General features: G+C 39.5%; 19 protein-coding genes. 7 read left to right on the plus strand and 12 right to left on the minus strand.

The features are described from left to right. Positions 1–34 precede the first annotated feature (34 nt). Positions 35–496 carry an Lrp/AsnC family transcriptional regulator gene (locus tag V6R21_RS19365; protein ID WP_334245208.1) on the minus strand — a complete coding sequence of 154 codons (462 nt, stop codon included), beginning with the start codon at positions 494–496 and terminating at the stop codon, positions 35–37. A gap of 173 nt (positions 497–669) precedes the next feature. Here V6R21_RS19365 and V6R21_RS19370 point away from each other — a divergent pair, with 173 nt between their 5' ends. From V6R21_RS19370 to V6R21_RS19385, 4 genes are all read left to right on the plus strand, one after another. Beyond that, the gene (locus tag V6R21_RS19370; protein WP_334245209.1) at positions 670–1,482 is read left to right on the plus strand and encodes a DUF1338 domain-containing protein; all 813 of its coding nucleotides are present in this window, start codon (positions 670–672) and stop codon (positions 1,480–1,482) included. A 318-nt stretch (positions 1,483–1,800) separates the two neighbouring features. Continuing rightward, on the plus strand, positions 1,801–3,057 hold the full coding sequence (locus tag V6R21_RS19375; RefSeq protein ID WP_334245210.1) for a Rossmann-fold NAD(P)-binding domain-containing protein: 1,257 nt from the start codon (positions 1,801–1,803) through the stop codon (positions 3,055–3,057). Between the two features lie 68 nt (positions 3,058–3,125). Next, positions 3,126–3,674: a condensin complex protein MksE gene (locus V6R21_RS19380; protein WP_334245211.1), complete on the plus strand. Its 549-nt coding sequence runs from the start codon at positions 3,126–3,128 to the stop codon at positions 3,672–3,674. Positions 3,675–3,781: 107 nt separating this feature from the next. Then, on the plus strand, positions 3,782–7,489 hold the full coding sequence (locus V6R21_RS19385) for an ATP-binding protein (protein ID WP_334245212.1): 3,708 nt from the start codon (positions 3,782–3,784) through the stop codon (positions 7,487–7,489). A 61-nt stretch (positions 7,490–7,550) separates the two neighbouring features. On the opposite strand, the gene V6R21_RS19390 is transcribed toward V6R21_RS19385, so the two are convergent. The 3 genes from V6R21_RS19390 to V6R21_RS19400 all read right to left on the minus strand — a co-directional run bounded on the left by V6R21_RS19390 (position 7,551) and on the right by V6R21_RS19400 (position 10,367). After that, entirely contained in the window at positions 7,551–8,927 is a 1,377-nt protein-coding gene (locus V6R21_RS19390) for a cytochrome-c peroxidase (RefSeq protein ID WP_334245213.1), read from the minus strand. Between the two features lie 248 nt (positions 8,928–9,175). Next, the gene (locus V6R21_RS19395; RefSeq protein ID WP_334245214.1) at positions 9,176–9,433 is read right to left on the minus strand and encodes a hypothetical protein; all 258 of its coding nucleotides are present in this window, start codon (positions 9,431–9,433) and stop codon (positions 9,176–9,178) included. Positions 9,434–9,722: 289 nt separating this feature from the next. Further along, complete coding sequence (locus tag V6R21_RS19400; RefSeq protein WP_334245215.1) at positions 9,723–10,367, minus strand: hypothetical protein; 645 nt, start codon at positions 10,365–10,367, stop codon at positions 9,723–9,725. Positions 10,368–11,003: 636 nt separating this feature from the next. Between V6R21_RS19400 and V6R21_RS19405 the strand changes: the two genes are divergently transcribed. Then, positions 11,004–11,912, plus strand: a complete 909-nt coding sequence (locus V6R21_RS19405; protein ID WP_334245216.1) for a pseudouridine-5'-phosphate glycosidase — start codon at positions 11,004–11,006, stop codon at positions 11,910–11,912. 43 nt (positions 11,913–11,955) lie between these two features. Here the strand turns inward: V6R21_RS19405 and V6R21_RS19410 are convergent, their stop codons facing one another. The 4 genes from V6R21_RS19410 to V6R21_RS19425 form a co-directional block, all read right to left on the minus strand. Next, a complete protein-coding gene (locus tag V6R21_RS19410; protein ID WP_334245217.1) occupies positions 11,956–14,499 on the minus strand; it encodes a penicillin-binding protein 1A in 2,544 nt (847 codons plus the stop codon). A 224-nt stretch (positions 14,500–14,723) separates the two neighbouring features. After that, entirely contained in the window at positions 14,724–15,497 is a 774-nt protein-coding gene (locus V6R21_RS19415; protein WP_334245218.1) for an alpha/beta hydrolase, read from the minus strand. A 162-nt stretch (positions 15,498–15,659) separates the two neighbouring features. Beyond that, complete coding sequence (locus tag V6R21_RS19420; RefSeq protein WP_334245219.1) at positions 15,660–18,029, minus strand: TonB-dependent receptor; 2,370 nt, start codon at positions 18,027–18,029, stop codon at positions 15,660–15,662. A gap of 195 nt (positions 18,030–18,224) precedes the next feature. Further along, entirely contained in the window at positions 18,225–18,869 is a 645-nt protein-coding gene (locus tag V6R21_RS19425; protein ID WP_334245220.1) for a hypothetical protein, read from the minus strand. Positions 18,870–19,241: 372 nt separating this feature from the next. On the opposite strand from V6R21_RS19425, the gene V6R21_RS19430 reads away from it, so the two are divergent. Next, positions 19,242–19,673: a DUF3592 domain-containing protein gene (locus tag V6R21_RS19430; protein WP_334245221.1), complete on the plus strand. Its 432-nt coding sequence runs from the start codon at positions 19,242–19,244 to the stop codon at positions 19,671–19,673. A 68-nt stretch (positions 19,674–19,741) separates the two neighbouring features. Here the strand turns inward: V6R21_RS19430 and V6R21_RS19435 are convergent, their stop codons facing one another. From V6R21_RS19435 to V6R21_RS19445, 3 genes are all read right to left on the minus strand, one after another. Continuing rightward, positions 19,742–21,271: a hypothetical protein gene (locus V6R21_RS19435; protein ID WP_334245222.1), complete on the minus strand. Its 1,530-nt coding sequence runs from the start codon at positions 21,269–21,271 to the stop codon at positions 19,742–19,744. 118 nt (positions 21,272–21,389) lie between these two features. After that, the gene (locus V6R21_RS19440; protein WP_334245223.1) at positions 21,390–22,214 is read right to left on the minus strand and encodes a membrane lipoprotein lipid attachment site-containing protein; all 825 of its coding nucleotides are present in this window, start codon (positions 22,212–22,214) and stop codon (positions 21,390–21,392) included. 59 nt (positions 22,215–22,273) lie between these two features. Continuing rightward, the gene (locus V6R21_RS19445) at positions 22,274–22,822 is read right to left on the minus strand and encodes a DUF4178 domain-containing protein (RefSeq protein WP_334245224.1); all 549 of its coding nucleotides are present in this window, start codon (positions 22,820–22,822) and stop codon (positions 22,274–22,276) included. Between the two features lie 306 nt (positions 22,823–23,128). Between V6R21_RS19445 and V6R21_RS19450 the strand changes: the two genes are divergently transcribed. Next, complete coding sequence (locus tag V6R21_RS19450) at positions 23,129–24,001, plus strand: glutamate--tRNA ligase family protein (protein ID WP_334245225.1); 873 nt, start codon at positions 23,129–23,131, stop codon at positions 23,999–24,001. 12 nt (positions 24,002–24,013) lie between these two features. Here the strand turns inward: V6R21_RS19450 and V6R21_RS19455 are convergent, their stop codons facing one another. Then, a complete protein-coding gene (locus V6R21_RS19455) occupies positions 24,014–25,498 on the minus strand; it encodes an acyl-CoA synthetase (protein ID WP_334245226.1) in 1,485 nt (494 codons plus the stop codon). Positions 25,499–25,685: the final 187 nt, after the last annotated feature.

Raw genomic sequence — 25,685 nt, forward strand, 5'->3', positions numbered from 1 at the left:
AACGGCTTAATTGTTTCAATATATCACGGAGTTATCATTCCCCTATTGCCACACCTCTATCTATAGCAGTCCTGAACGCAATATTTGTTTCAGTAGCTGCCACTCCTTCTATAATACTGATCTGATCCAAGAGTATGTCACTTAGGTTGTCGCTGTCCTTGGCAAAGATTTTCACGAGCAAGGTGAATTGTCCACTCATAAAATGGCACTCCACCACCTCGTCTATCGCCTTTAGCTTCTTCACTACATCATTTACCTTTCTCCCACTCTCCACTGTAATATTCACAAAAGCACAACACTCCATGCCTAGTTTCTTGGGATCCAAACGTATGCTTGGATCTGAAATAACCCCTGCTTCTCGAAGCTTATTGATCCGTTGATGAACCAAAGAGTTCGAAATCTTCAGGTCCTTTGCTATTTGAAGGTAAGACTTCCTCGCATTTCGGTGAAGTTCGGCAATAATCTGTCGGTCTGTATAATCTATATGGTACTCCATTGATAGTAAAATAGTCTTAAAAGTGTTATTTTAACAATTACTAAAATACAAAAAAATTAATTTGACATAAAATTAAGCAAAAAATAAAAATTGAAATCTTTCAATCGATTGTATAGAGTTATTTTGATTACATTTGCTTCATAATAATGAAATATTGACAACAAACACAACCAATGAACAAAGATCAACTGCTGCAAAAGCTTTGGGATCAGTATGTGACACTTGCGCCATCTGCGCATAAGATTCACAACATCTTTGACGAGCAATATGGCAACGTAAAAAATGACCACATTGCTTTCCGTACTTTCAATGATCCGCGCGTGAACATTGAAGCCATGTCAAAGGTATTCACCGCTTGTGGTTATGAAGAGAAGGGACAGTATGAATTTACTGCCAAGAAGCTTCTGGCAAAGCACTATGAGCATAAGACTGATAAGGATGCGCCAAAGATTTTTATCAGTGAACTTAGGCTAGAGCTTTGCAGTGAGTACGTTCAGGAAATTGTTGACTGCCTATTGGCAATCAGCGATCTGCACCTGATTGACCCTCTGGAGTTAGTATTCCAAGGAAGACTTTGGGGTAAACCTTCTCATCAGATTTACGAGCGTTTAAGAGAGGAATCTGAATATGCTGCATGGATGTATGTGTACGGCTTCTGCCCTAACCACTTCACTGTATTTGTGAATAAACTGGACAAGGAAACATCCCTTGAAAGTGTAAACCAACTGTTGAAAGACAATGGTTTCAAGATGAATGGCTCAGGAGGCGAAATAAAAGGTACGCCAGAGCAAATGCTCGAACAGTCGAGTATTCTTGCTGACAGATTAGCTGTTGACTTTGTAGAGGGTACTTACGAAATCCCTGCCTGCTACTATGAGTTCGCCAAGCGCTATGAAGACAAGGACGGGGAACTGTTCGACGGATTTATTGCTGGCTCAGCAGACAAGATTTTTGAAAGTACAAACGTTACTTTACCGAATCAATAAACGTATTTGATACGTATAATATAATAAGAGGCTGGAGACACACACCCTGGCCTCTTAAGAATAATTGATTAATAGCCTTAATCAATAAAAACACACGCACAGATAGAATAAACACACACGCAGAAAAGCCGGGGTCCTTGAGTCCGGCTTTTTTTTATGCTTTACTACCAAATGTGTATAGGCTATAAAATTTGCTAAATTAGCAGCCCCGTAAGCCGTACGGTCCACTGACATATTGTTTTTTCACTTGTCAGTCACTAGCTTGCGTGGCTATTTCAATGGCTAAATGCCAGTTCGATAATCACTAACAATAAACTTATGCCTGCATTTCAATCAGTCGATCAACTACTCTTGGAACTTGGCAACAACAAGGTCCGAAGAATCATTGATATGCTGTTCAAACATCGGGAAGTTTCATTTGACCTGATGGTGGACATGCTGGATGGAGATGAGAAGTTTATCCGCAGTTTGATTGCCAAAGGAGTACTGGTTTCCGAAGATGAAGATAAGGTTCAGTTGGATGAGCAACTGATGTCGTTTCTTGAGGGATTCATGGAAATCCGCGATGATATCCAAAACTTTGAGATCGATGCCCGAATCAAGGGAATCAAAAGAAGAATCAGGCTCTACTTCCTTGAAGATGACATCTCTGAAAAAGACAAGTATGTTGACAAGATCAAAGATGAACTGAAACGACTCGGAAAGGTCATCAGACGTAACGTGATTGACCTGAGCAGGCTGGTCATGCAGGATTATAAGACTGCTGACAATCCTGAAGTCCGTAAGCTTAAGATTCAGAACCACAATGAAAAGGCCGATAAGCTGATTGAACTGATTGAGGCACTGGAAGGCATCCTTAAGGATGATTACTTCTTTACGGCTGTACAGGATGAACAACTCAACCGTCTTGCCAATCACCTTAGGCATGATTATCTGAAACCTGCCCGAACAAACCTGCTCGAACTCAGTCAGGAAATTGTAGCGTTCATTAACCGCATTGTTTACCATCAGCGCATATTCAAGAAGCTGATGAAAATCAAGCGGCTGAGAGATCACTATGAGTTGGAAAAATACACCAATATCGAGGAAGTTCTCGCTCAGGACAGAACACTTTTCATGGACACTCGTCCACAGTTCAGGACTCGTCCGTCACTTGACCACTTAAGAAGTGACGAGGGGTATGACATGATCCTGAAATTGGCAGGCAAACAACAACACCGCTCCCAGAAACTGATAAAAGCAGGTGAGGTATTGGATCTTGACATGATCAATACCAAGCCAGTAATAGAACAGCGAATTAACTATGGTAGCATCAAGGATAAGTTTATCTCTTCAGATAAAGACCTTTTCTCATTTATAATGGACTTCCCATTTAAGGTTGAAACACCATTTGAAGAGCGAACCAAGGTTTTCTGTAAGATTGCCCTGCTCTATGAAAGTGAGATGGAGTTTTCTGCCGAAAAAGAAGACAGGCTACAGCTAAACGGAAAAGAGTTTGCTAAAGTAACGCCTAAAAAAGGGAATAAAAGCAAAAGTAAAGCAACAGAGCTAGTCATGGACAGTGACGTTAATTAACCGTCCAGTTATAGGTTTCTGATTCCTTTTGTTCAATATCTTATGTCTAGACTCTAGCATCTATTAAAATGGATCATATCAAGAAATATATCAACAAGGCTTTTGAAGTAATGAGTGCTGGCCACTTTGTCAGTGCCAACAGTTCCAAAGCCGAAGTCCGCAAACTTTACGAGGTGATCGAACAGTACTTTGAAGACTTCTACCAATACTTCCAACCACTTAATTTTGTCTTGGAAAGAGGAACAAACTACTTCTGTTTTTCCCGTGAACAACCTCGCCAAATGGTGGAACAAAAGGTAGAGCGATTTTACAAGTATATTGACTACCTCGCATTTTTCCGTACTTATGACAACATGTTTTCAGAAGGTACACGCTTTACGTTAAGTGATATCGAGCAACGCTGCAAGACTAACACCGACCTGCTAGAGATTCTGAATAGAATGAATTTCGACAAGGACACCATACGTGAACGGATCACCAAAATCATCGAGCAGATGACAAGAGACTCCTTCTTTGAATGTGAAAATCCAGAAACTGAGAGCTACAAGGTACTCTCCTCTTACAACTATTTTGAAGAGATTATAGAAATGCTGGATGTAGACCAGGTCGAGAAGTGATAAATAAGCCTGCCAGAAGTTTTTGAAAAAGACTTTCAAGTTTCAATCTCAGGCACACATAACTCACTATCCCTCAACCTAACGTCTAAACATACTAACTGACAGACATGACAAACCAAGATAGATATCTCAAAAAACTGATATTCATCAACAGTGCTTCTCTTCCTTATTCGGAGGTTGAAGTTGAAGGCAATATTCACTTTGTAGGATCCAATGGTTTTGGTAAAACAACCGTATTGCGTGCGATCCTCTTCTTTTATAATCCGACCAGCAACAAGGCTGACTTAGGTATTCGAGAAAATCAACGATCATTCTCTGATTACTACTTTGAACAGCTTAACTCTTATATCATCTACGAAGTAGCCCGTGAAGAGGGAGATTACTGTATCGTTTGCTATAAGCACGGAGGCAGACTGCAATTCCGTATTCTGGACAGTGGTTATGACCCAAGCATTTTCATCACTGAAGAAAGACAGGTTCTTTTACCTGAAACTGTATGGGAAACATGTAACAATCGTGAAATCCGTCATTCTGAAGAACCAATCATCAAGTATGGTGACCTAAGAAATATCATCTATGGTTCTACCCTGTTGCGTCGTTACCGCAACTATGGACTTCTTCAGGCTAGGTCTGGACAGGTGGCCAAACGTACCACCAGTATCCCTAAAGCCATTGCCAACATCTTCAAGACTTCTTCCCTCAACTCTGACTATATCAAGAAATCAATTATTGACGCTGTCGTAGAGGAAGAGCAAAAACCTATTGACCTAACAGTCATTGAGCGACATCTGAAAAAATTCAGGGAAGAGCTGAATGCTTTGGAGACTTTTGAAAGACAAAGGGAAACTGCGGATGAACTGATTGAGCTATATTATGAGCTAATTGGTAAAGAAAAAGAGCTTGACAAGGTGGCAAACCTACTTGGTTTGGCTGCAAAAGCCACCGAAAAGCAACTTAAGCTTGACAAAAACAAGAGAGATCAACTTGAGATCACACTGCACGATATTGAGCAGGCATTTGAGGTAAAGGCTCAAGAAAATGAAGAGGAGGTTCGAGAACTTAACCAACAGATTGGTGAACCTAAAAGTGCTCTCAAACAGATCGAACAGCTCAAGAAACAATATGCTTCTATCTCGATTAATGGTGAAAAATATTCGATAGAAGAAATACTGGATAAAGTAGCTGAAGAAATAGCGATCAAGGATAAAATCACCAACCTTGAGGCCACACTCAGAACACTGACTGCCAAAGCTGAAGAAGTTCAGCAATTGTACACTGCTCAGGAAGCTCAATTGAAGGGTAACTTTGAAAACTTCAAGCTAACTACAGAGCGAGAGTTAAACAATGCAAAGACTGAGTTCCATGAGAAAGCAGAGGCTATCCGCATAGAAAATGCTGAAAAGCAGAAGCAATCTACTGTACAGTTACAAAAAGACCTTGCTGCGGCTGAACAGGATGTAGACATCCGCAGGTTAAAAGTCAATGAATTACAGCTGGACAAAGAAAGGGCTAAGATTGGTTCTGAAGGAAATAGCGCAATAGAAATTCATCAGAAGAAAATCAGTGAAGAAGCGCAAAAGCTAACAGCCCTGAAAGGCGAGCATGAGCTAAAAAAGGCAGCACTCAAAAACCAGAGGGTGCTTTTTGAAAGCAAGAAAGAAAGCCTTGAACAAAAGCTGAATACAGAAGAAAAAGTACTGCTACAAGAGCGTAGTAACATTGAAGATAAGATCAACCTTCAACAAAAAAGATTGGAAGAATTTGAAGGATCACTTCAAGACTTCCTGAACCTGAATGTCGAGGGCTGGGAAAACACGATCGGAAAAGTCTGCCGTGAAGAGGTATTGTTATCGAAAGGGCTTATGCCAGAAATTTCTGATGACAGCAATAACATCTTTGGGATCAAGCTAGACCTGAGCACCATCGATATCAAACCACAACAAGCTGATGATTTTAGATCTGAGTTAGAGAAACTGGAGAAAAAACTCACTAACTGGCATAAGAAACTGGATAGTTTCCAACAGGACCGTGAACTACAACTCAGGCAACTGACAGACACTTCCCGCCAGCAAGTACGCCAACTGGACGAAGAGGTACAGCAAGTCTATGCGCAACTGGCTAGCTCTGAAAATAAGGTCAAAAGACTTCACCTTGAGATGGAAGAATTGAAGGATTCTCACCAATCAAGCAAGGACACAGTCATTCAACGCATAGAGGGTGACCTGCAAACAGCCTTTACTGACTTGGAAGCTTCCCGTGAAGTACTACAACAGTACAGGGACAAGCTCACTCAACAGCAAGAGACATTTGACAAGCTGAAAGAAGAGGCTATTGACAAGCTGAAGCTTTCGTTGGAACAGCAACAAGCAAAAGCTGCTGAAAACCTAGAAAAATACGAAGCTGAATTCAAGAAAAACCTTGATGAGCTGGAAGCGAACAGGAATGAACAATTGCACAGTTCAGGTGTGGACACTGATAAAGTAACTGCGACACAACGTCAAATTTCAGCACTGAAAGCTACTTTAGAGTTAATAGAAGAGTGTAAAAATTGGGCTACACAGTATAAGGTACATGAGCCTCAGCTGTCCAAAGAGGCACATTACAGCCAAATGCTAGAAGAGCTGGAAGAACGTCTTCAAATGCTGAAGTCCAAGTTTGAACAGGATAAGGCAAGGCATATCAGCGAAACAAAGTCACTAAGGGAAGAGCTTCAGCAAGTCTTAACTGCCATCAGGGATGGTGAGCGTGAGCTTTACGAAGATTTTGCATTCTTCAAGCAAGACCATACCAGTCCATATTTCCTTTATGCCCATTTGATTGATGAGCCAAAAGAAATGGATGAAGCTCCTGACACATTCAACTTGAAAGGTTTGGTGAATAAAATCAATACCTCATTCAAGGAGAAAAACCTAGTTTCGGGCAAGCTTCGGGATAAGACCAAAAAATTCACAGAGAAATTCCCTGAAAACAATATCCTGAATTTCCCGACTAAGTTCAGTTCAGTGGATGATAGTGAACAACGAGCTTTTATCAGCTCCTTGTTGATCCCATTTGTAAAAGAGGAAAGATTCATTCAGGTCCGAGAACAAATTGAGAGGCAGCATGGAGGTATTATTCGAAATATTGCCAACGAAATTCAGGACTTATCCTCTGCTTCGTCCAAAATTTCGGAAACCATCAAGCAGATCAATGGCGATTTTGAAAACTCCAACTTTGTAGGTGTTGTCAAGTCCATACAGCTCGATTTTAGGAAGAATGACTCTCCTATTATCCGATTACTGAAAAGAGTCAAAGAGTTGGAAGGACAGAATGTATTTGGCGATCAGTCTGAAATTTTCAGGCCACAAAGTACAATGGACGTCAATAAGGATTCCAAAAAGCTATTGAACGAACTGATCAAGGCTATTGATGATGACAACCGTAAGACTATTTCTATTCAGGACAATTTCGATTTGCTTTTCCGTGTAAGGGAAAATAACAACGACACCAACTGGGTAGAAAAACTTTCGAGTGTTGGTTCGGAAGGTACTGACATTCTGGTCAAGTCCATGATTTACATCACACTATTGAATGTCTTTAAGCAAAATGCATTCAAAAATGCCGATAATTACCTGCTACACTGTATGATTGATGAGGTAGGTAAACTATCTGACAGTTACCTGAGTGACTTGATTCAGTTTACTAATGACAAAAACATCAGGCTGATCTTTGGTTCACCAAATGAAAATGATCCACTGATCTACAACCACGTTTATAAAATCCACCGAGTTGCCGGAAACAAGGCACAAGTAGTCAAACTTGTTGGAGAAGCCTAAACATAAAAGAGGCTGTCCTATCGATTAAGACAGCCTCTTCTTTTTTAAGCCGCAAATTTCCCTATTGCTCCATGCCTAGATCTTTTCTACTCTGCTCATCATTATTAGGGAAAGCATAACCTGACGGTAGTGTTGTTGGCACATATCGCTGAAGGTTATCATCATACAATGCCTCCTCCAAGAAAATGACAATGGCAGCTACTTCATCCGCTGACAATCCCAGTGGGACAAATTTATCTGAAAGTTTTTCTGACGGAAGATCCTGCATTTGAGGAACTCCTTCATTCTTATATTTCACTACTTCATCTAGTGTATGTAAAGTACCTCCATGCCCAAAGAATTCCATATGCTTTAAGTTATATAACTGAGGAACCTTAAACTTATAATTATCCTCTTCCTTTCCAGTAAACCCGCCTCTTCCTGCATCTTCTTTTGTAAAGTCAACTGCATTTTCCAATACTCCTTCTCCTCTCAAATCTCCCATTCCCAAGGCGTAAAAAGATTCCGTCACTTCCAAACTACTATTAGAGCTTAAAGCAGGTCCTGTATGACAGCCTGAACAACCCGCTTCTCCAAAAAACAGGATAGCACCTTCCTTTTGAGCAGGTGTCATAGCTCCCTTATCCCCTTTTAACCATTGCTGGAATGGTGATTTATTTGCAAGCAGTGTACGCTCATAAGCAGCCATTGCCAACCCTGCCTCTATCTTGGTAAACTCTGTTTTATCAGGATAAGCCGCTTCAAAAAGCTCTTTATATCCCATTGTCAACAGCTCTTCATCTACACCAAGTCTATGTACATCCTGAGCAGCAATTGCCTGTGTCTCTACACCATCAAAGCCCAAAACATTTTTCTCTTTTGGTGTGCCTACAGTCCACTGTGCATCTGTACCAATATTTTGACCAAGTGCTCCAAACTGACCATTCCACAACATTTCTTTTTGATAAGCCACGTTTAAGGCAGTAGGTGAACGTTCTGGCTGTACATCAACCATTGCTTTATCCATTTCACTGTCAGGAACTCTAGTTTCGCCATGGCTCCCAAAACCTACACCTCCTTCACCAATTCCCTGCCTAGCGCCTGCCTGAAAATCTGCGGCAACATGATGACAGCTTGCACAAGAGAAGGTATGTTTGTTGGATGTTATTTTAGGGTTAATCGCCATCGCTGTTTCATGAAATAGAAACTTCCCTAAGGTCACTTTTTCGGCAGTTAGAGGGTTGTTCGGGTCAGCAGGAATCTTTGATAATTCAGCACTTTCAGGCATTGTAAAATACTCCAAAGCAGCAGATGCATCTGATTTTCCTGAAGCTGTTTGTAAAACCTCTACCAAGTCATTATCCAAGTTGGTGTCGTTTGTGTTGGTATCCTCACTATCGTCATTACACCCAGCAAACACAAAGGCTGATAGGGCAAGTATCAAGTATAACTTTTTCATAATTTTGGTTATAGTTTAAGTAGGTATTGTATTGTTACAAGGTTAGTGTGTGTTGTTAAGGAGTTTTGTATGTATATAAGTGTCTTGGTCTGCTGTTTTGTGCCTAAAAAAAGTAGAGAAATACTGGCAGGATAAGAGTTATTTCAAATAACAAAGCCCCTCAGCAACAAATGAGGGGCTAATTGCTTTTAACAAAAATATTAATTTTGGTTATAAAAACCACTCCTTCAAAACAATATTACGAAAAATTAGTTATGTGCCTTTAATGTTACCAGAAGCCCTTGATCAATCTCAGGTCTGCCTTCTCGTTGCTCCCTTTGGAACATGGATATTGCCCTTTGTAATACTTTTTCGAATGCTTCCACATCATCTTCAAAAACAAGGATCTTCTGCCTATTGTATTCCTTGTTACCTGACATGCCTTTCTTCGTGACTATTAGTTGGCATTTGTAGTCTTCTGTCTGAACAATTTCCAGTTGCAATGATTTAGTAATGGTCTTCTTCATACCGCAAATATTTGGTTAAGTTGAATGGTTTAGCTAGCTCCCAGCAGGATACTGCTAAATCTGTCTAGGTTGTCCATTGGTTATTGGGTTGTGGGCTGTACACTCCATTTAATGGATCAAAAAAATGAAATGGTGAAACGATTGTAACCCACAGGTTTAGAGGCTTGTTATCTCTTTCTATTAAAATAGTGATCTAAATTCTAAGAAAAAAATAAGCTGAATGACCTTTTTCGATCTTTCAGCTTATTTTGACCTAAAAGTCACTTTTTAGGAGCAGATAATATGGATATCAGTTCATTATAAAACTGACATTACACTTGTTCCACACTTCAAACATTTCATTAAACCGATTAAACAGTCTTACGACGTTTTCCTCAACAGCTTCACATTCCTCTTCTCCAAATCCATGATATAAAGAGGCTACTTTCTCCAAATCATCATAATCCCACTCATGAGAACTGTGCCCTTCTTCAGAATCTACATGCATTTTTCCAAAATAATACAAATCTTCCCACTTGTCCATTTGTTGAATACAAGGGCTTACCGAACTATTGAATGCATCAAATGTTGACTCCAGCACCTGCAATACTGCCATCCTATTCAGAATAGAAGGATTGGACTTAATCGAGTGAATAATGTCATATGTAGTGTTTCTTACTAAGAACCATTCGTCACTCCATACTTTATTCTGATTAACCTTAAGGTCTTCATCACTGATCACCTTATGCTCTTGCAGCCATTGAAGGTCTTGCAAATACCACCTCCAATGTTCAGAATCTTCCTTACAATGTTCATTGATCATCCTCTGCAACTCATTGTTAGAGCTAGTATCTTCCAAATACTTTAAAGAGTCTCTAAAACCCATTACAAAAAAATACATGGAAGGAATGAATTGGAGTTTTAGTTCAGGAGAAATGTGTTGGTTTGTCCTCATATTCTGACAAAATGACGACGCTGTAAGCTTAGCTTTTTCTGCTCTAAGCCTTTGTATTACTTTTTTCACTGACATTGTGTAGTAAGTTTTGAGTTAATTTTTCATACCACTTTAATGTCCCTAATATTAATAACAACATTGTTCATTTCTCACATAAGGTTTTTTTTCACAATGTTATATATACAAGTAAATTAGGCTTGCTTTACTTCATTCTATGTAAGAGATCGTGTATTGGTGATACACTGTCATTAAAAAATCTTATTCTTTCTATAATCACTCATAAGCGATCGAAATATACCATTCCATACCGAATGTGAGGTAGTAAGGTATATTCTTCAGCATACGGATTACTAAAATGCCTATAAAAGCACAAAGCATCAGTAGTATGTACTGATGCCTTTGCGCATTTATCTAGTCCCGTGTAGCATATAACCTGCTATATACTACACTAATAATACAATTCACTCCCCCAATCCCCCTCATTCAAATTTGTTATTAATCTTTAACCCTAAAACGCTTTAGCTATTTCAACTCAAATGAGGGTAATTATTCTCCTTTAATATTAGAATAAGCTTAATTTTAATTATCAGGTATTTAGGACATTAAAATGAGAAACCCAATAACATACAACTCGCCATGATTAATAATTATCTAGACATTCTCCCAGAAGTAAGGGAAGCATTGCTATCTGGCAAACCGGTAGTTGCACTGGAGTCAACTATTATTGCACAAGGAATGCCCTACCCTGAGAATGTTTCCACTGCCAAAAAACTCTCACAGACCATTCGTGACAGAGGTGCCATGCCTGCCACAATAGCGATTATTAAAGGTCGGATTAAAGTTGGACTTGAGTTAGATGACCTCACCTACATCGGTAAATCCGAAAGTGTTATAAAAGTAAGCAGACGGGACCTACCGTTTATCATCGCACAACAGGGCGACGGAGCCACAACAGTTGCTTCTACCATGATTATTGCCGCACTCGCAGGCATCAAGGTATTTGTAACAGGTGGAATAGGTGGTGTACACCGAGGAGCTGACAAAACCATGGACATTTCAGCAGACCTAATGGAACTTGCCAGAACAAATGTAGCGGTAATCTGTGCAGGCGTTAAATCAGTACTCGATATTGGATTGACTCTTGAATACCTTGAAACACATGGGGTTCCTGTTCTGGGATATCAGACCTCTAATTTCCCTGCCTTTTACCTCAGAAACAGCGGTTTTGGTGTTGATCGAAAAATAGACTCACCAGAAGTGCTGGCTAAAGTGATAAAGACAAAGTGGGAACTGGGCTTAAATGGAGGAGTTGTAATTGGAAATCCAGTTCCTATTGACCATGAAATGGATGAAGATACCATCAACAAAGCCATTGAGGATGCCTTGAAAGAAGCAAACACTCAACAGGTTTCGGGCAAAGAAATTACCCCTTTCCTGTTAAGTAAAATCAAATCTATTACTGAAGGAAAAAGCCTTGAAACCAATATAGCTCTGGTCTTGAACAATGCTCGTTTAGGCGCTGACTTGGCTAAGGCCATGTCCTAAAAAAAGCAGGACAAGAATTTGGTAATCCTTGTCCTGTTTTGATTTATCTGTTTCTTCTTTTCTTCTTTTTAAAAATTCGCTCGAAGAAGTTCTGGTTATTTTTTCTTTGAGGCGATTTCCTTCTGACCTCCTGCCTTCTTCTTTCTCCATTTTGTTGCTTATGAACAGGGGCTCCTGTTATAGGATCAACAGCAGACTCGTCATTAGGGTTACCGTATTCCTCATTATGCTCATTTTCTTTATCCTTTGAGAAAAGTCCATTAAAGAAATCAAACAATTCTGGTCTTTCGTTAATTGGCTCCATACTGAAGTCTTCACAGTCCATTTCTCTTCTAACTGACCTTGACAACAATGGAAACTCAGGTCTTGTGTACATTTTGTAACGTCGATCCTTATTAAGTTGCTGATAGAATTTTGCCGCTATCGGCAATGCCATTCTGGCCCCCTGACCATACTTGATCGTTCTGAAGTGAATGGATGGATATGCTGACCCAACCCATGCACCAGTTACAAGTCGAGGTGTAAATCCAATAAACCAACCATCTGCCTGAGATTGAGTCGTACCTGTTTTTCCACCAAAATCATTCGGCAGGTTATAGGTCGAACGTAAACTTGCCGCCGTTCCCCTATTGACAACTCCTCTGAGCATCTCAACTATCGCCTCCCAATTGTCTTGAGCAATGACTGGCTCTTGCTTTTTCAATGCCTTATTTTGCCAAATCACTTTACCGTTTCCATCGGTAATTTTAGTAATGACTGTTGGTTCGACACGGTACCCTCCATTTGAGAATGCCCCATATGCCCCAACCATTTCATATAGAGAGATATCAGCCGCTCCCAATGCCAATGCAGGCACTTCATCCAATTCGCTTTGGATACCCAATTCCCTAGCCTTATCCGCAACTTTATCAGGTCCAACATCCATCATTACTTTTACAGATACTGTATTGACAGAGTTAGTCAAAGCTCCTTTCAGTGTATAATACCCTTCATGGTCACCACCTGCATTTCCTGGCGACCAGTCATCATACTCCTCATATGTCACTTGCTCATTGGAGAAGTAATCACAAGGAGTAAATCCTTCCTCTAAGGCTGTTGTATATAGGAATGGTTTAAATGTTGACCCTACTTGTCTTTTTGCATTGATATTGACATGGTCATACTTAAAGTACTGATAGTTGATACCCCCTACCCATGCTTTGACTTCTCCTGTTTCTGAATCCATTGCCATAAAACCACAGTCCAAAAACATCAGGTAATGCTTAACAGAATCTAGAGGACTCATCTTCATTTCTTTTTCACCACCCCAAGTAAAGACTTCCATCTGAACAGGCTTATCAAACTCCTTGAGTATTTCCTTCTCATTCTTTCCTCCTGCCTTCAACCGTTTATACCTGTCTGACTTTCTTACCTCCTGTAGCACTACCTCAGGTGTTTTCGCCCAAGGTTCTCTTCCTTTCCAATGACTATTGAATAACTTCTGCAACGATGCCATATGAGACTTAGCGGCACTTTCTGCATACTGTTGCATCTTGCTATCAACTGTTGTGAAAATTTTCAAGCCATCAGTATATATATTATAAGGTTCTCCATTCTCCTTCTCGATCCCACTACAAATACCTTCCACTTTCTTGCGAAGATACTCCCTGAAATATGTCGCCAACCCCTCATCATGACTTTCTGACTTATACTCCAAAACCATTGGCTTATCGGACAGGCTCTCTAGCTCCTCAGCTGTCAAGTAGCCGTTCTTATGCATTTGACTCAATACGACATTTCTCCTTTGTTTAGCCCTTTCAGGGAAAAGTCGTGGGTTAAAACTGTATGTTGCTTTCAACATCCCCACCAATGTAGCTGCCTGTTCTACTTCAAGCTTTCCTGGTGTTGTATTGAAAAAACGCTCCGAGGCAGTTCTGATACCAAAAGCATTTTCACCAAAAGAAACGGTATTCAAATAAAGCGTCAGAATTTGCTCTTTCGAATAGACTTCTTCGAGTCTTTGTGCTACAATAGCTTCCTTGATTTTGCTGACTGGCAATGAAAGCAAACCAAAATTTTCTCTTGGATAAAGGTTTTTCAGCAGCTGCTGGCTCAAGGTACTTCCACCACCTGAACTCTCATTTCCTAATAGAAGTGTTTTCAGAATTACCCTGCCATAACTTCTCCAGTCCACACCATTGTGTTCAAAAAAGCGGCTGTCCTCTGTCGCCACAAGGGCATTGATCATTACAGGATTTATTTCTTCAAAAGATACATCTGACCTCTCCTGAATGTAGTATTTACCCAACCTCACACCATCACTGGCATAAATTTCAGAGGCCAGATGGTTATCAATATTAAGTAGGTCTGTTTTATTTGGAAGCTTACCGAACAATCCGACATATACGCCACCAATCAACAGCAGTACACTTAATACACCTGCTGCAAATAATGCCAATGCTGTTTGGAGAGTTCGCTTTTTGGGGTCCTCCCGATAAAAGGCTACCAGCTTGTCATAATAGACTGCTGCGAAACGTTTTGAAATTCTGTAAAATACATGGATGTAGTAAGAGACCTCGTGCAATAAATGCTGTAGTTTTTCTTTCATGAAAATTAGTCAAAAAGCTTCCTGAGCCAGAAGCCGTATGGTGATCGGTTAAGAGTTAGGTTGTCAGATTATAAGGTTTTTTCGCCGTCTTGACGATGCTCTAAAACTCGCTAAGATCTTGCCACAGCTTGCGAATAACGTATGTTCATCTGTTTTATCGTGTTAAAAAAATCATAATAATTCTTACCAAAACTCCCAACATTGTTAATTCGATACATTTCGAGCTATTCTCCCAAAAAATGCGCCACTGACTGCCACAATTTTTCATTTTCAATTTTCCCCAAACTTTTTTCTGCGATGATCAAATGATGCCATTTTCTTCCATTTAAACGTCTCGTCACGACGATTTCCTTCACTTTCCAATTTGTAAGGTGATATTGTGCCAAACCCCTTTTCAATTTTTTGTAACTGACCATTTCATCCTTGGTATCCATGATTACCAAAGTGGGCAAATTTGTATTTCTGAATTGGTTCCTTTCAAGTGTACGCTTGAGTGTCAATAGATTTTGGTAAAAGTTTATGGGCAAGAATCTCAGTTGCTGAAACTCGGCAGGTGTAAAGCCAGGTACTTTCCAGCTACGTCCCCATACAGCCAGCTTTCTGAGCAGAGGTGTATCAAAATGGGTAAATGAGGCAGGTGCCAACAAGATTACTTTATCAACTATACTCTGTTCCGGAAGAATGCTACAATAGGTAAGGAAAGTAAGGGCTCCTAATGAAAAACCCACAAAATAAACAGGCAGTTGGCTGTTGCTTTTTAATTCAGCTGCCTTTGCAATAGCTTCCTCAATGTCCTGAAGCCAATCCTTTTCGCTTATATTTTTCAATGGCAAATTCCCACATCCATGACCATTCAGTCCTACCAATAATGTATGGTACTGAGCCTGATAGAACTTCTTTCCCAACTCAGCCATAACTGTTGGCTTATTATTCAAACCATGCAAGAGAATTACAATCCCTTTCGGGTTTTCGTGCTGCTCAACTTTACAAATGGGCATATTCTATTTTTGACTTATAGAAATTAATGGTATTTAACTAAAATTAAATTGTGTTTCTTCATGAAATTACGGTTATTACTCATGAATTAACATTCACTTTAATAAACTACTAACAAACAAAAAATCCGGTTCAAATGAACCGGATTTTTTGTTTTTATATACTTAAAATGAAATTCTGTAGCTGAGCACTGGTAGCATTCCCAACTGTGTATTCTCTTTTATCTCATCCGAGAAGGTACTGTAGTAATAAGATGTAATCCCCTGATAGTTGGTTACATTCTGAATGTCCAATTTCCATGTTCGGGTCGATTTTGCCTTATCTGTTCTCAAGCTTAACTGAAGATCCCATCTGAAAAAGTCATCTCCTTGCTTGCCATACATCTGCTCATAGTCATAAACACCTTTCCCTTCTTTCAAGGACTGGCCCTCATCTAATGGCGTATAGCGTTGCCCTCCTGCATAAGTTCCTTTGGTACTGACCATAAATGTCCTTTTCTTCCCTTTTTTATTTATCCACTCAAACTCTTTTCCTCCCAAAACATTGAATGCTGTATTTCCATTGAACCTTGTATTCCGTTCAACTCCATCCAATGCCTTATATGTTGAGTTGTACAAGGAACCTGTCACCAACAGGTAATAGCTATCCGCAAAAAACCGCTCTACTGTTACCTCCAAACCATAATTGGTACCACTCCCTTCATTGACCATGGGCACTGTCGCATATGCAGCTGTATAATTCAAGGATGAAAAAGGCTCTTCCAGACTATACTTGACAGGTACATTATATAAATCCTGATAGTATACCTCAGCTTTAAGGTTCAGGTTTTCAGTCATAAAATACTGGTAACCCAATACGTAATGAAGTGCTTTTGAAAAGTCTAAATCCTTATTTGGAAAACTCACCTGTCCATCACCTTCTTCACGAACATAATATACCGAAAGAGGTTCTATACGGCTATGCTGCCCTACTCCTACTGTTATGGCATGTTGTGGGTTCAAGTGCCATTTCAATGCTAGCCTTGGTTCTACCACGTGATTGCCATTCAATTGAAAGTACATGGAGTGCATCCCAATATTGGCTGTCAGACTGTTACTGAATCGGTGTTGCCAATTGGCAAATCCCTGCCAAAGCCAAGCACTGCCGGAAGCATCCAATGTATAATCCCACACTTCCTCGTCTGTATCATACCAGTTGTCATACATATTGAAGCCCAACAAGCTTCCTGTCACTCCTACTTTTAGTTTATTTTTAGAATTGAATTTATGAGACCAAGCTGTTTGTAGTCTTAAAGCAGTATTGTCAAACTTGCTTTTGCCCCAGTATTCTAATATTGGGGTATCCCAATCAAAAACTCGGTCGGCTTCACTCCTTTTCTGCGTAATGGAGTACAGTACCGTTGATTCCAGAAAACCATTCTTTCCTGTCGATATTTTATGTCGGATGCCCGCATTTCCTGTAATGCCTGAATATTTCCCTCTGTATGCCAAAGCATCTCCCTGAGTCTCTTCAAACTCTTCCTCATTGATATAATTGTAGCCTCCCAAACCAAACAGGGTAAATGTTCCCGCTTTTTTCGTTGGCAGGTTCACTTTAAAAGATAGGTCTTGGAAGTTTGGCACATTATCTCCTGTAATATCCACGCCTATTAAGTTCAGTAGCTTTAGGGTTGAATACCTGTAGTTTAAAAGATATGATCCAGCTCCTTCCTTACGGAATGGACCTTCAGCTGTAAAATCAGTCCCTAGTAAACCAAACTCTAAAGCATATTCACGCTTGTAGGCATTACCGTTTCTGAGACTGATATCAAACACCCCAGACATTGCATTGCCATACTCAGCAGTAAAAGCACCAGTAAGAAAATCCGAGTTATCCAATACACTGCTGTTAAGCATGGAAATACCGCCTCCAGAACCTCCCTCATCCCCAAAGTGATTAGGGTTTGGAATCTCAACTCCCTCAAGTTTCCATAACATCCCTTTTGGGGAATTACCCCTAATCACAATATCATTATTTCCACTAGGGTCTCCTGTAACTCCAGCAAAAGACACTGCCATTCTTGCAGGGTCATTGAAGCTCCCGGCAAAACGTTTGGTTTCTTCTACCGTAAAAGGACGAGATGATACCATTGACAGTTCATTTCCAGCAGAAGCAGGGTCATCTCCTGCTTCCACAGTTACCTCATCCAAGGTTTCTGCATATTCTGTCAACCTGACCTCAAGAATTGTTTCTTTTGCCGCTGTTACAATCAGGTTTGATACAACCTGCTCCTCATATCCCACAAAAGATATTTTAACGGTTTGTCTTCCTAACGGCACATCTTTAATGATAAACTTGCCATCATAGTTGGTTGTAGCACCTAATTGCACTCCTGTCACCAAAACAGTACATCCAGGTAAAGGCTGCCTAGTATCTGCATCAGTGACTGTTCCCCTGATTGTCTGCAAAGGTTGCTGAGCATTCAGATAAGTAGAAGTAAATATTAAAAACACTAGAAGGCTAACAGTCCAATTGGTCTTCATGATCGTTTTCATTCAGTTTTTGAAAGTAATTTATAATGGGCATGACAATTATATTATGTCAAGTATTTTCCCTTTTCCACTTTCATGATTATCCAAACGATGCTTACCCTTACCTGTCAATTAAAAAAATGACAAAAAAAAGCTTCTTACTGTCAGTACACACCAAACAGTCAGAAGCTTACTTCTCTTATTAATTATGTAAAAATTCTATTTACATTCTTTTTCAGGATCTAGTTTGATTACATCTGTTATCACAAGTGCTTGCTCCGTACCATCACCTTCCATAGCAGGCTGCTCTTCTACATAAGCCATTACTTCAACATAGACTTTCTCTCCTGCTTTCTTTGTTGTCAGCTCCATATATTGGTGTTCCAGTAACTCATAAGCCGGCGTCATCTTAACAGGAAAAGCTTGTTCCTGATCACACGTATAAAACATCGGTGCATCAGCCATATAGGAAAATGCGCCAACATATTTCTGCGTCTTTATTTTCTCATATTTACCTGCCAAGCTTCCTCCACCTCTACAAGCGTACATCAAGCCCATTAAATCCTCTTCTTTTGTCGTTGATACAGATACTGTGTTATCCTCAGGAGTAAGTGTCATTATTATCGTCTTGTTTCCCCACAAGAATGGAATTTCAAACCTATTGGCTTTCCATTCACCAGTACCTTGAAAGGAGCAACCTGCCCTACCTTTCAAATTAGAAGCGGTAAACTTCACCTTAACCTGATCATTCCCAAGGTCTGAAACATAGATTTTTTGGAAATACCCTTCACTGTACCCCTCGGTTATGTAATCTCCCAAATAATCCTGATAAGCAGGCAGCAGTCTACCTCCCCTTGTCGACATTGTCTCTTGGTCACCAGTTTTTCGGTTACAACTTAACAAGGCTGCTAGCAAGCTTAAGATTATCAGTAGAAAATTGCTTTTACTTATCATAGTACATTTCCATTATAATTTATTGTCATAGCTAGTAATAGGTCTATAAGTCAAATTGATGCCAAACTTCTATTATCAATGGATTTTAAGAAGAATTAGGTTTAGAGATTCGTTGTTTAACTTTTTTAGTGAAACAGGATGTTTTTATGATAAATCAAACAACAACAATGAACATAACTCACTAAAATTCAATCAAATTAATCCATCATCACTTGTACATTAACAAAGTATTAATTAGATTTTTCTAGGAAATAATGCTAAACCCAAAAACAACACATCACTATGACCTCATTATTTATCAATTTACTCCTATTTGCCATTATGGTATTTGGAGTGATCATGCTTGCCAATGGCATCAGCGGTATTTTAAAGGGACTTGCTAGCAGCAAGTGGGCTACAACTGAAGGAATCGTCACCAAAGTAAGTCAGGAGAAATCACTTAAGGCAACCAACGCTAAAATTGAGCTTGCCCCCGGAGGAAAGGTAAAGATCTCTTACAAATACAAAACCGGTCATAAGTTCGAACATGGCAACTTTGTTTTAGACCTTGGAACAGCTGAATCCGTAAACCGTGGCGACATCATCGATATTTATTACAATCCGGAAGACCCCAAACAATCTGTAATGGAAAAAGGGATTCAGGGTAAGAGTGTACAACAGCTTGTTATTGGTGGGTTGGTTGTCGTATTCGTTTCTTACATGATATTTTTCTAACATCATCTTGTAAAAAAAAATCCCCGACAGACTATTTATCTGCCGGGGACTTTTCTGAACAAGTACATTTATTTTCCTCCTCTGCTTGATGACCTTTTACGGTAAGATGATGAACTTGAGCTGCTACTGGAGGAGGAGCTACTTGAGCTTCCATATCTCAAAGAAGAGTGACTAGTCTTTGAAGTAGTTGTCGTGCTTGGCTTGGACCTTGTTCCTGCCTGAACAGAAGCAGAGCTGCTTGCTACACTTGTCTTGACCATCTCCTTAAAACGGTCATTTCTGGCAAACTTTTGTGTAAATGTACTTTTGCCTGCGGTAGAGGTTAAGGATGAGGTTGAAAAAGTCCCATATTTTGGTTTACCTGATACCGAAGCACCATAATATGACTTACTGACTTGTCTGTTTTTTAGATGTGTATGATAGTGTTTCCGGTAAACAGGTTGGTGAAATGTTGAACCAAATATAGTTCTAAGCATGGCATACCTGCCATAAAATGACCAATAGCTCTCATTGTTGCGATCTGTTTTCCACTCTCCATATTCAGGGTTACCTACATACTGAGAAAATCCTTCTGGAGTTACCTGAAACGAAAGGAGATTATCCTGCCTTGAGACAAGTTCCATCCCCATGTCATTGACATGTTCATCAAAAAGCCACTTCTGGATCTCATACCAATCTGACACATACACTTCAGGAATTGAAGTAGAATCTTTAGCACGCTGCTCCATTTGAACCACTTTGTACTTATGCTTATAGATATGCTTCCCACCTACAGAGTCCTCTTCTATATTCATATCTTCCAGTATAATGCTACAATCACCTTGATGCGCTTTCATCAGCCTCATCACTGGGTAAAAATCTGTATAAAGCAACCTGTAATTGTCAAAAACATTACCTCCTATTCCTCCTCTCATAAAAAGAAAGTCGCTTATATCTTCAGGATTGTACTTACTATAAAATTTCCTTGAACTCAACTCATCCTTCATTGCCAATGCTGTAGTTGAGACAGATCCAAACCTCAATGCAACCTCTTCCCTTTGTCTTTGAGATGTTGCAGCTTTATACTTGCCAAACAAGCCCTTACTAACAGGACGATAAAAGGTCATGTCAAACAAGCTTGCTATCTCTGCATATTTAGGATTAAACTGCCAAACTTCCACTCCCCTATCATTCACTACCCAATTTCCCAACCTTACATCATCAACATATTTAAAACCAGCCGGAACCCCATGAGCATGATACCCTCCATCAGTCCTGATTTTGCCATTTTCTCTGGTGCCTACTTTCATCCCGATATAATTCCAGTACCCTTTAAATGTATAAGAAGAGACTGGTAGCCAATTAGAGTAATAAACCTTTGGCTTAATGGAACCATCCTTCTCATTATAATTGACAGCTACTGCCTTATACTTATGTTTAAAGTCCTTATCAACTCCGTTCTTATTTTTTCCCTTAACAGTAAAGTCTACATCATATAATGTGACGATCAGGTTTTCTTTTGTTTCAATACTCTTGATAAACTTTTCAAGAGGGGCATCTTCAGGAGTACAGGAGCAAAAGGCTATGACAAGAATTAGAAAGGTGTGTACACATTTCATAGTAAAATAAAAGTTGGATTAATGATAATTCTATTGGTTTCAGACTATTTTTAATATAAAATAAAAAAGGAGTGGAAGCCTAGCTTCCACTCCTTTTCAATGCTGTAAAGTAATCCGATTACTTACCTCCTCTTCCTGAAGAACGACTTCTTGAAGAAGACGAAGAAGAGCTTCCGTATCTTGATGAAGAACGAGAGGTTTTAGAACGTGTACCTGCTGCCACAGAAGATGGACTTCTTGATACACTTCTGTTTACTTTATTTCTGAATGAGCTATTAGAACTCAACTTACTTGTAAATGATCTATTAGCCATTGATGATGACTTTGATGCAGCTGAAAATGTGCCATAGCGTGACGTTTTTGTTACCCCTACTGTAGTAGTACCATAATAAGGACGTCCTGCTGTTCTGTAACGTGAGTAGTCCGTATAGTAGCTTCTGTACACTGGCTGGTAGAATGTCATACCGAACAGGGAACGCATCATGGCATACTTACCATAAAACGACCAGAAGCTTTCACCACTACTGTTTGTTTCCCAACGACCGTATTTTGAATTGCCTACATACTGAGAATATCCTGCTGGAGCTACCTGTTTTGTTACTTTACCATCTTGCTTAGCAGCGATTTCCATTCCCATATCATTGACATGGTCATCAAAATACCACTCCGGTACTTCATACCACTCTGTTTCGATTGACTTTGGTGTAACTGTTGAGTCAGCAGCGTTCTCCTCCAAAGTCACTACCTTATATTTATGTCTGTAGATATCTGAAGAAAATGTATGCTCCTCCAAATCCATGTCGTACAGTACAATGGTAAAATTATCTTTCTTGTCCATCGTCTTGATTAGCTCATCGACAGGAGTCTTCTGAAACCTGCGATCACTTGATGAACAAGCTGTTACGGCAAGTGCTAATACGATAAAAGTGATTATTCTTTTCATTTTTGAATTTAAATCAACTAAAAAAATTTATGGATAATTATAGTTTGAATAAGCTGATACTACATCTCAATTGGCAAGATATTACTAAAGTCACTCTCACTTTCCACTTTTCCAATTGAAGCCTCAAAATCCTCATCTCCCCATTGCTCTATCACCAATACCTGCTTCTCTGAGTCATCATAATATTCCCAAGAAACAAATGGCTGGAAAGAGGTATCCTTGATATTTCTGAAATATCCAGCGTGCTCTCCATCTCGATAAAATACAGTGCCGTTGTAAATGATCTGTCTTGGAGGTTTTCCTTTACTAAGGATCGCTTCCTCGATCTCTTCATCCAACTTATTGAAGTTAAGTTTGCGAGTTACAGTACACTCAACAAAGTCATCTTCTTCTACACTCAAGAAAACAACATCATCCGCAGAGACAAGTTTAAACTCATAACTAAAGTTATTGTCTCCCCAATCATACTCATACTCGTCCTGCACTTCCCAAGTTTTCAGGTCATAGTCAAGTACAAACCCTTTCCGAATGTCTGTCACTTTGATATTGGTCGGGTCATAATGAGGCTCTTCCTCTTTTTTGTTTTTCTTAAAAAAACCAAATGGCATATCAGTATACTTTAGTGTTATTTCTTACTACTCTAGTAAATGGTACTTAACCCTTCTTAGAATAAAGTTCTTTAATTACCATACATTTTTAGCAATTGTACCATTATGTCGAAATATAGCAATTCTTGGACAGATGCCTAAAAAGGTTAGCGATTCTGTCTTCCGATTTCCCTGACGTTTTCTTCCTTTATGGTGCAGTGCTATTCTATATTAAAAAAATAATATAGTAGATTGCATCCTGTTTTTAAAACTCGATCCTTATTCGAAAATTGTATTCTACCATTATTTGAAAGCGCACTTTTAGTCATGAGAACCAGATTTGCCCCTACTCCTAGCGGATATCTTCATATTGGAAATGCCTTTTCATTTATACTTACTTGGTTATTAGCCAAATCGAGGAATGGCTCTATTCTGCTTCGAATAGATGACATTGACGCTTCTCGCTCCCGTCCAGAGTTTTTAGATGATATCTTTCAGACTCTTGAATGGTTACAATTAGATTACGATGAAGGACCATCTGGGGTTGAGAATTTTCTTCAGCACTATTCTCAGACGCTCAGGACTGACCAATATGAAAAATTGCTTTCTAAGCTGATTGACAACAACTTGGTATATGCCTGTAAGTGTACCAGATCACAGATAAAAAAATTTTCTAACGATGGGCATTACCCTTTGACCTGTCGTAACCTTCATAAAGACCTTTCCAGTGAAAATGTAGCTTGGCGCATTAAAACGGTACCTGAAAAAATTCTTGTACCTGATTTAAAACAAGGGCTAATCTCTGTAAACCTTTATGAAGAAATGAGGGATTTTATTGTTAGGAGAAAGGATGAGATCATTGCATATCAAGTTGCGTCTCTTGCGGATGATCTAGCCTACGAAATTGATTTTATCGTAAGAGGTGAAGATTTGCTTTCCTCAACAGCAGCTCAACTTTATCTGGCAAAATCTTCCAACTATGAAGCTTTTACTAATGCCAGTTTTTATCACCACCCGCTTATTACTGACAATGGAGTCAAACTATCCAAATCAGAAGGAGCTACTTCTATTCGGGACATCAAACAACAAACCCATCCGTCAGCAATCTATCAACTAGTTGCACGCCAGATGGGTTGGAAGTATCAAAATATCAATTCTCTCCAAGACCTTTTGGAAGAGAGTATCCGTTCAAACTTCTGAAGTTGGATCTAATTATTTAAACAAGGTAACTACTTTTGGTTTCATGACTTTCCCCATTGCATTTCGGGGTAAGTCATCTACCAATAAATATTTTTTAGGCACCTTATAACTAGCCAATTGACCTTTCAGCCAATCCTCAAGGACTTTTGTATCTACTTTTTCTTCCTTGGGCACAATCGCTGCTGCTATAACCTGTCCCCATTCTTCATCAGGAATTCCAACAACAGCACATTCTGCTACTTGCTCGTTTTGTCTTAAAACTTCCTCTATCTCCAATGCAGAAACCTTATAGCCTCCCGTCTTGATAATATCTACAGACTTTCTACCTACAATCTTGAAAACTCCCTCCTCATTAAATTCTACCATATCTCCAGTCCTGAACCAACCTCCTTCCAGAAAAGCCTTCTGGGTTTCTTCAACCCGATTCCAATATTCAAGAAACACCGTATCACTCTTTACATATAACTCGCCGACTTCATTAGTACCTACTGCAGCTCCAGCTTCATTCAACACCCTAACTTTCACACCAGGCAATGGCTTACCTACACACCCTGCTTGACGCGTTTCATGATAAGGATTCGAAAGTGCCATTCCTATTTCAGTCATTCCATATCTTTCTAGCAGGAAATGCCCACTGATTTCCTCCCACTTCTTCATGACACTCACTGGCAATGCCGCAGATCCGGAAACCATCAGTCTCATCTTTGAACAAGCCATTTTCAACTCACGCTGTTCCTCCTCACTAGCCTGGTCAAAGTATTGTATCAATTTGCTGTAAATAGTTGGTACAGCCATAAATACGGTAAACGGTTCTTGACCGAACAATTGCCAAACTTCTTTCGCATCAAACCTTGGTAACATCATACACTTTGCCCCTGACCACATGGCACATGTCAACACATTGACCACACCATGAACATGATGGAGCGGAAGCACATTCAGAATATAGTCATCAGCTCCCCATTCCCAAGCATCAGTTAATGCCTGTACCTGAGCCATAATATTAGCATGCGTTGTTACGACTCCTTTCGGTTTACCAGTGGTACCACTTGTATAAATCATCATTGCCCTTCGATAAAGGTCAACATCTGGCAATTGGCATACTTTACTTTCCTTAGCCTGATAATATGAAAGCGTCTCAACCCCAGTCTCATTGGCTAGTTCACCTACCCTATCTTGAAATGATTCATGAAATAGAAGTAACTCAGCTTTAGCATCTTCCAATACATATTGCATCTCTGGCTTAGGATGTGATACACATAGTGGAACTGCTATTCCTCCAGCTCTCCATATTCCCCATTGCATTACTACATATGCATATGATGAGGGAGCCAAGAAAGCAATCGTTTTTTCGGATAAATCCTGACTTCCTGCAAGAAGAGAGGCTGCGACTTTTGATGAATCCTGTAGTAATTGTTGGTATGTAAAACTACCTTCTTTGTCGCACAATGCGGTACGTGGGCTGTACCTTTTGGCTCTTTCGACTAGATCTAACATAAAGTGTTTATTGGCATTAATGATTAGGTTGCTGAATTCCTTTTTCAGCACTAACTAGATTAAAATACCGAAGCTGCTCCACAAATCCATGTATTTAATCGAAAATTATATGATTTTATTATTCTACAGATAATATTTTTCTAATAATTGACTTATATTACTAAACTAATAAAATATTGTACATATA

This window comes from Limibacter armeniacum (genome assembly GCF_036880985.1).
Taxonomy (GTDB): Bacteria; Bacteroidota; Bacteroidia; order Cytophagales; family Flammeovirgaceae; genus Limibacter; species Limibacter armeniacum.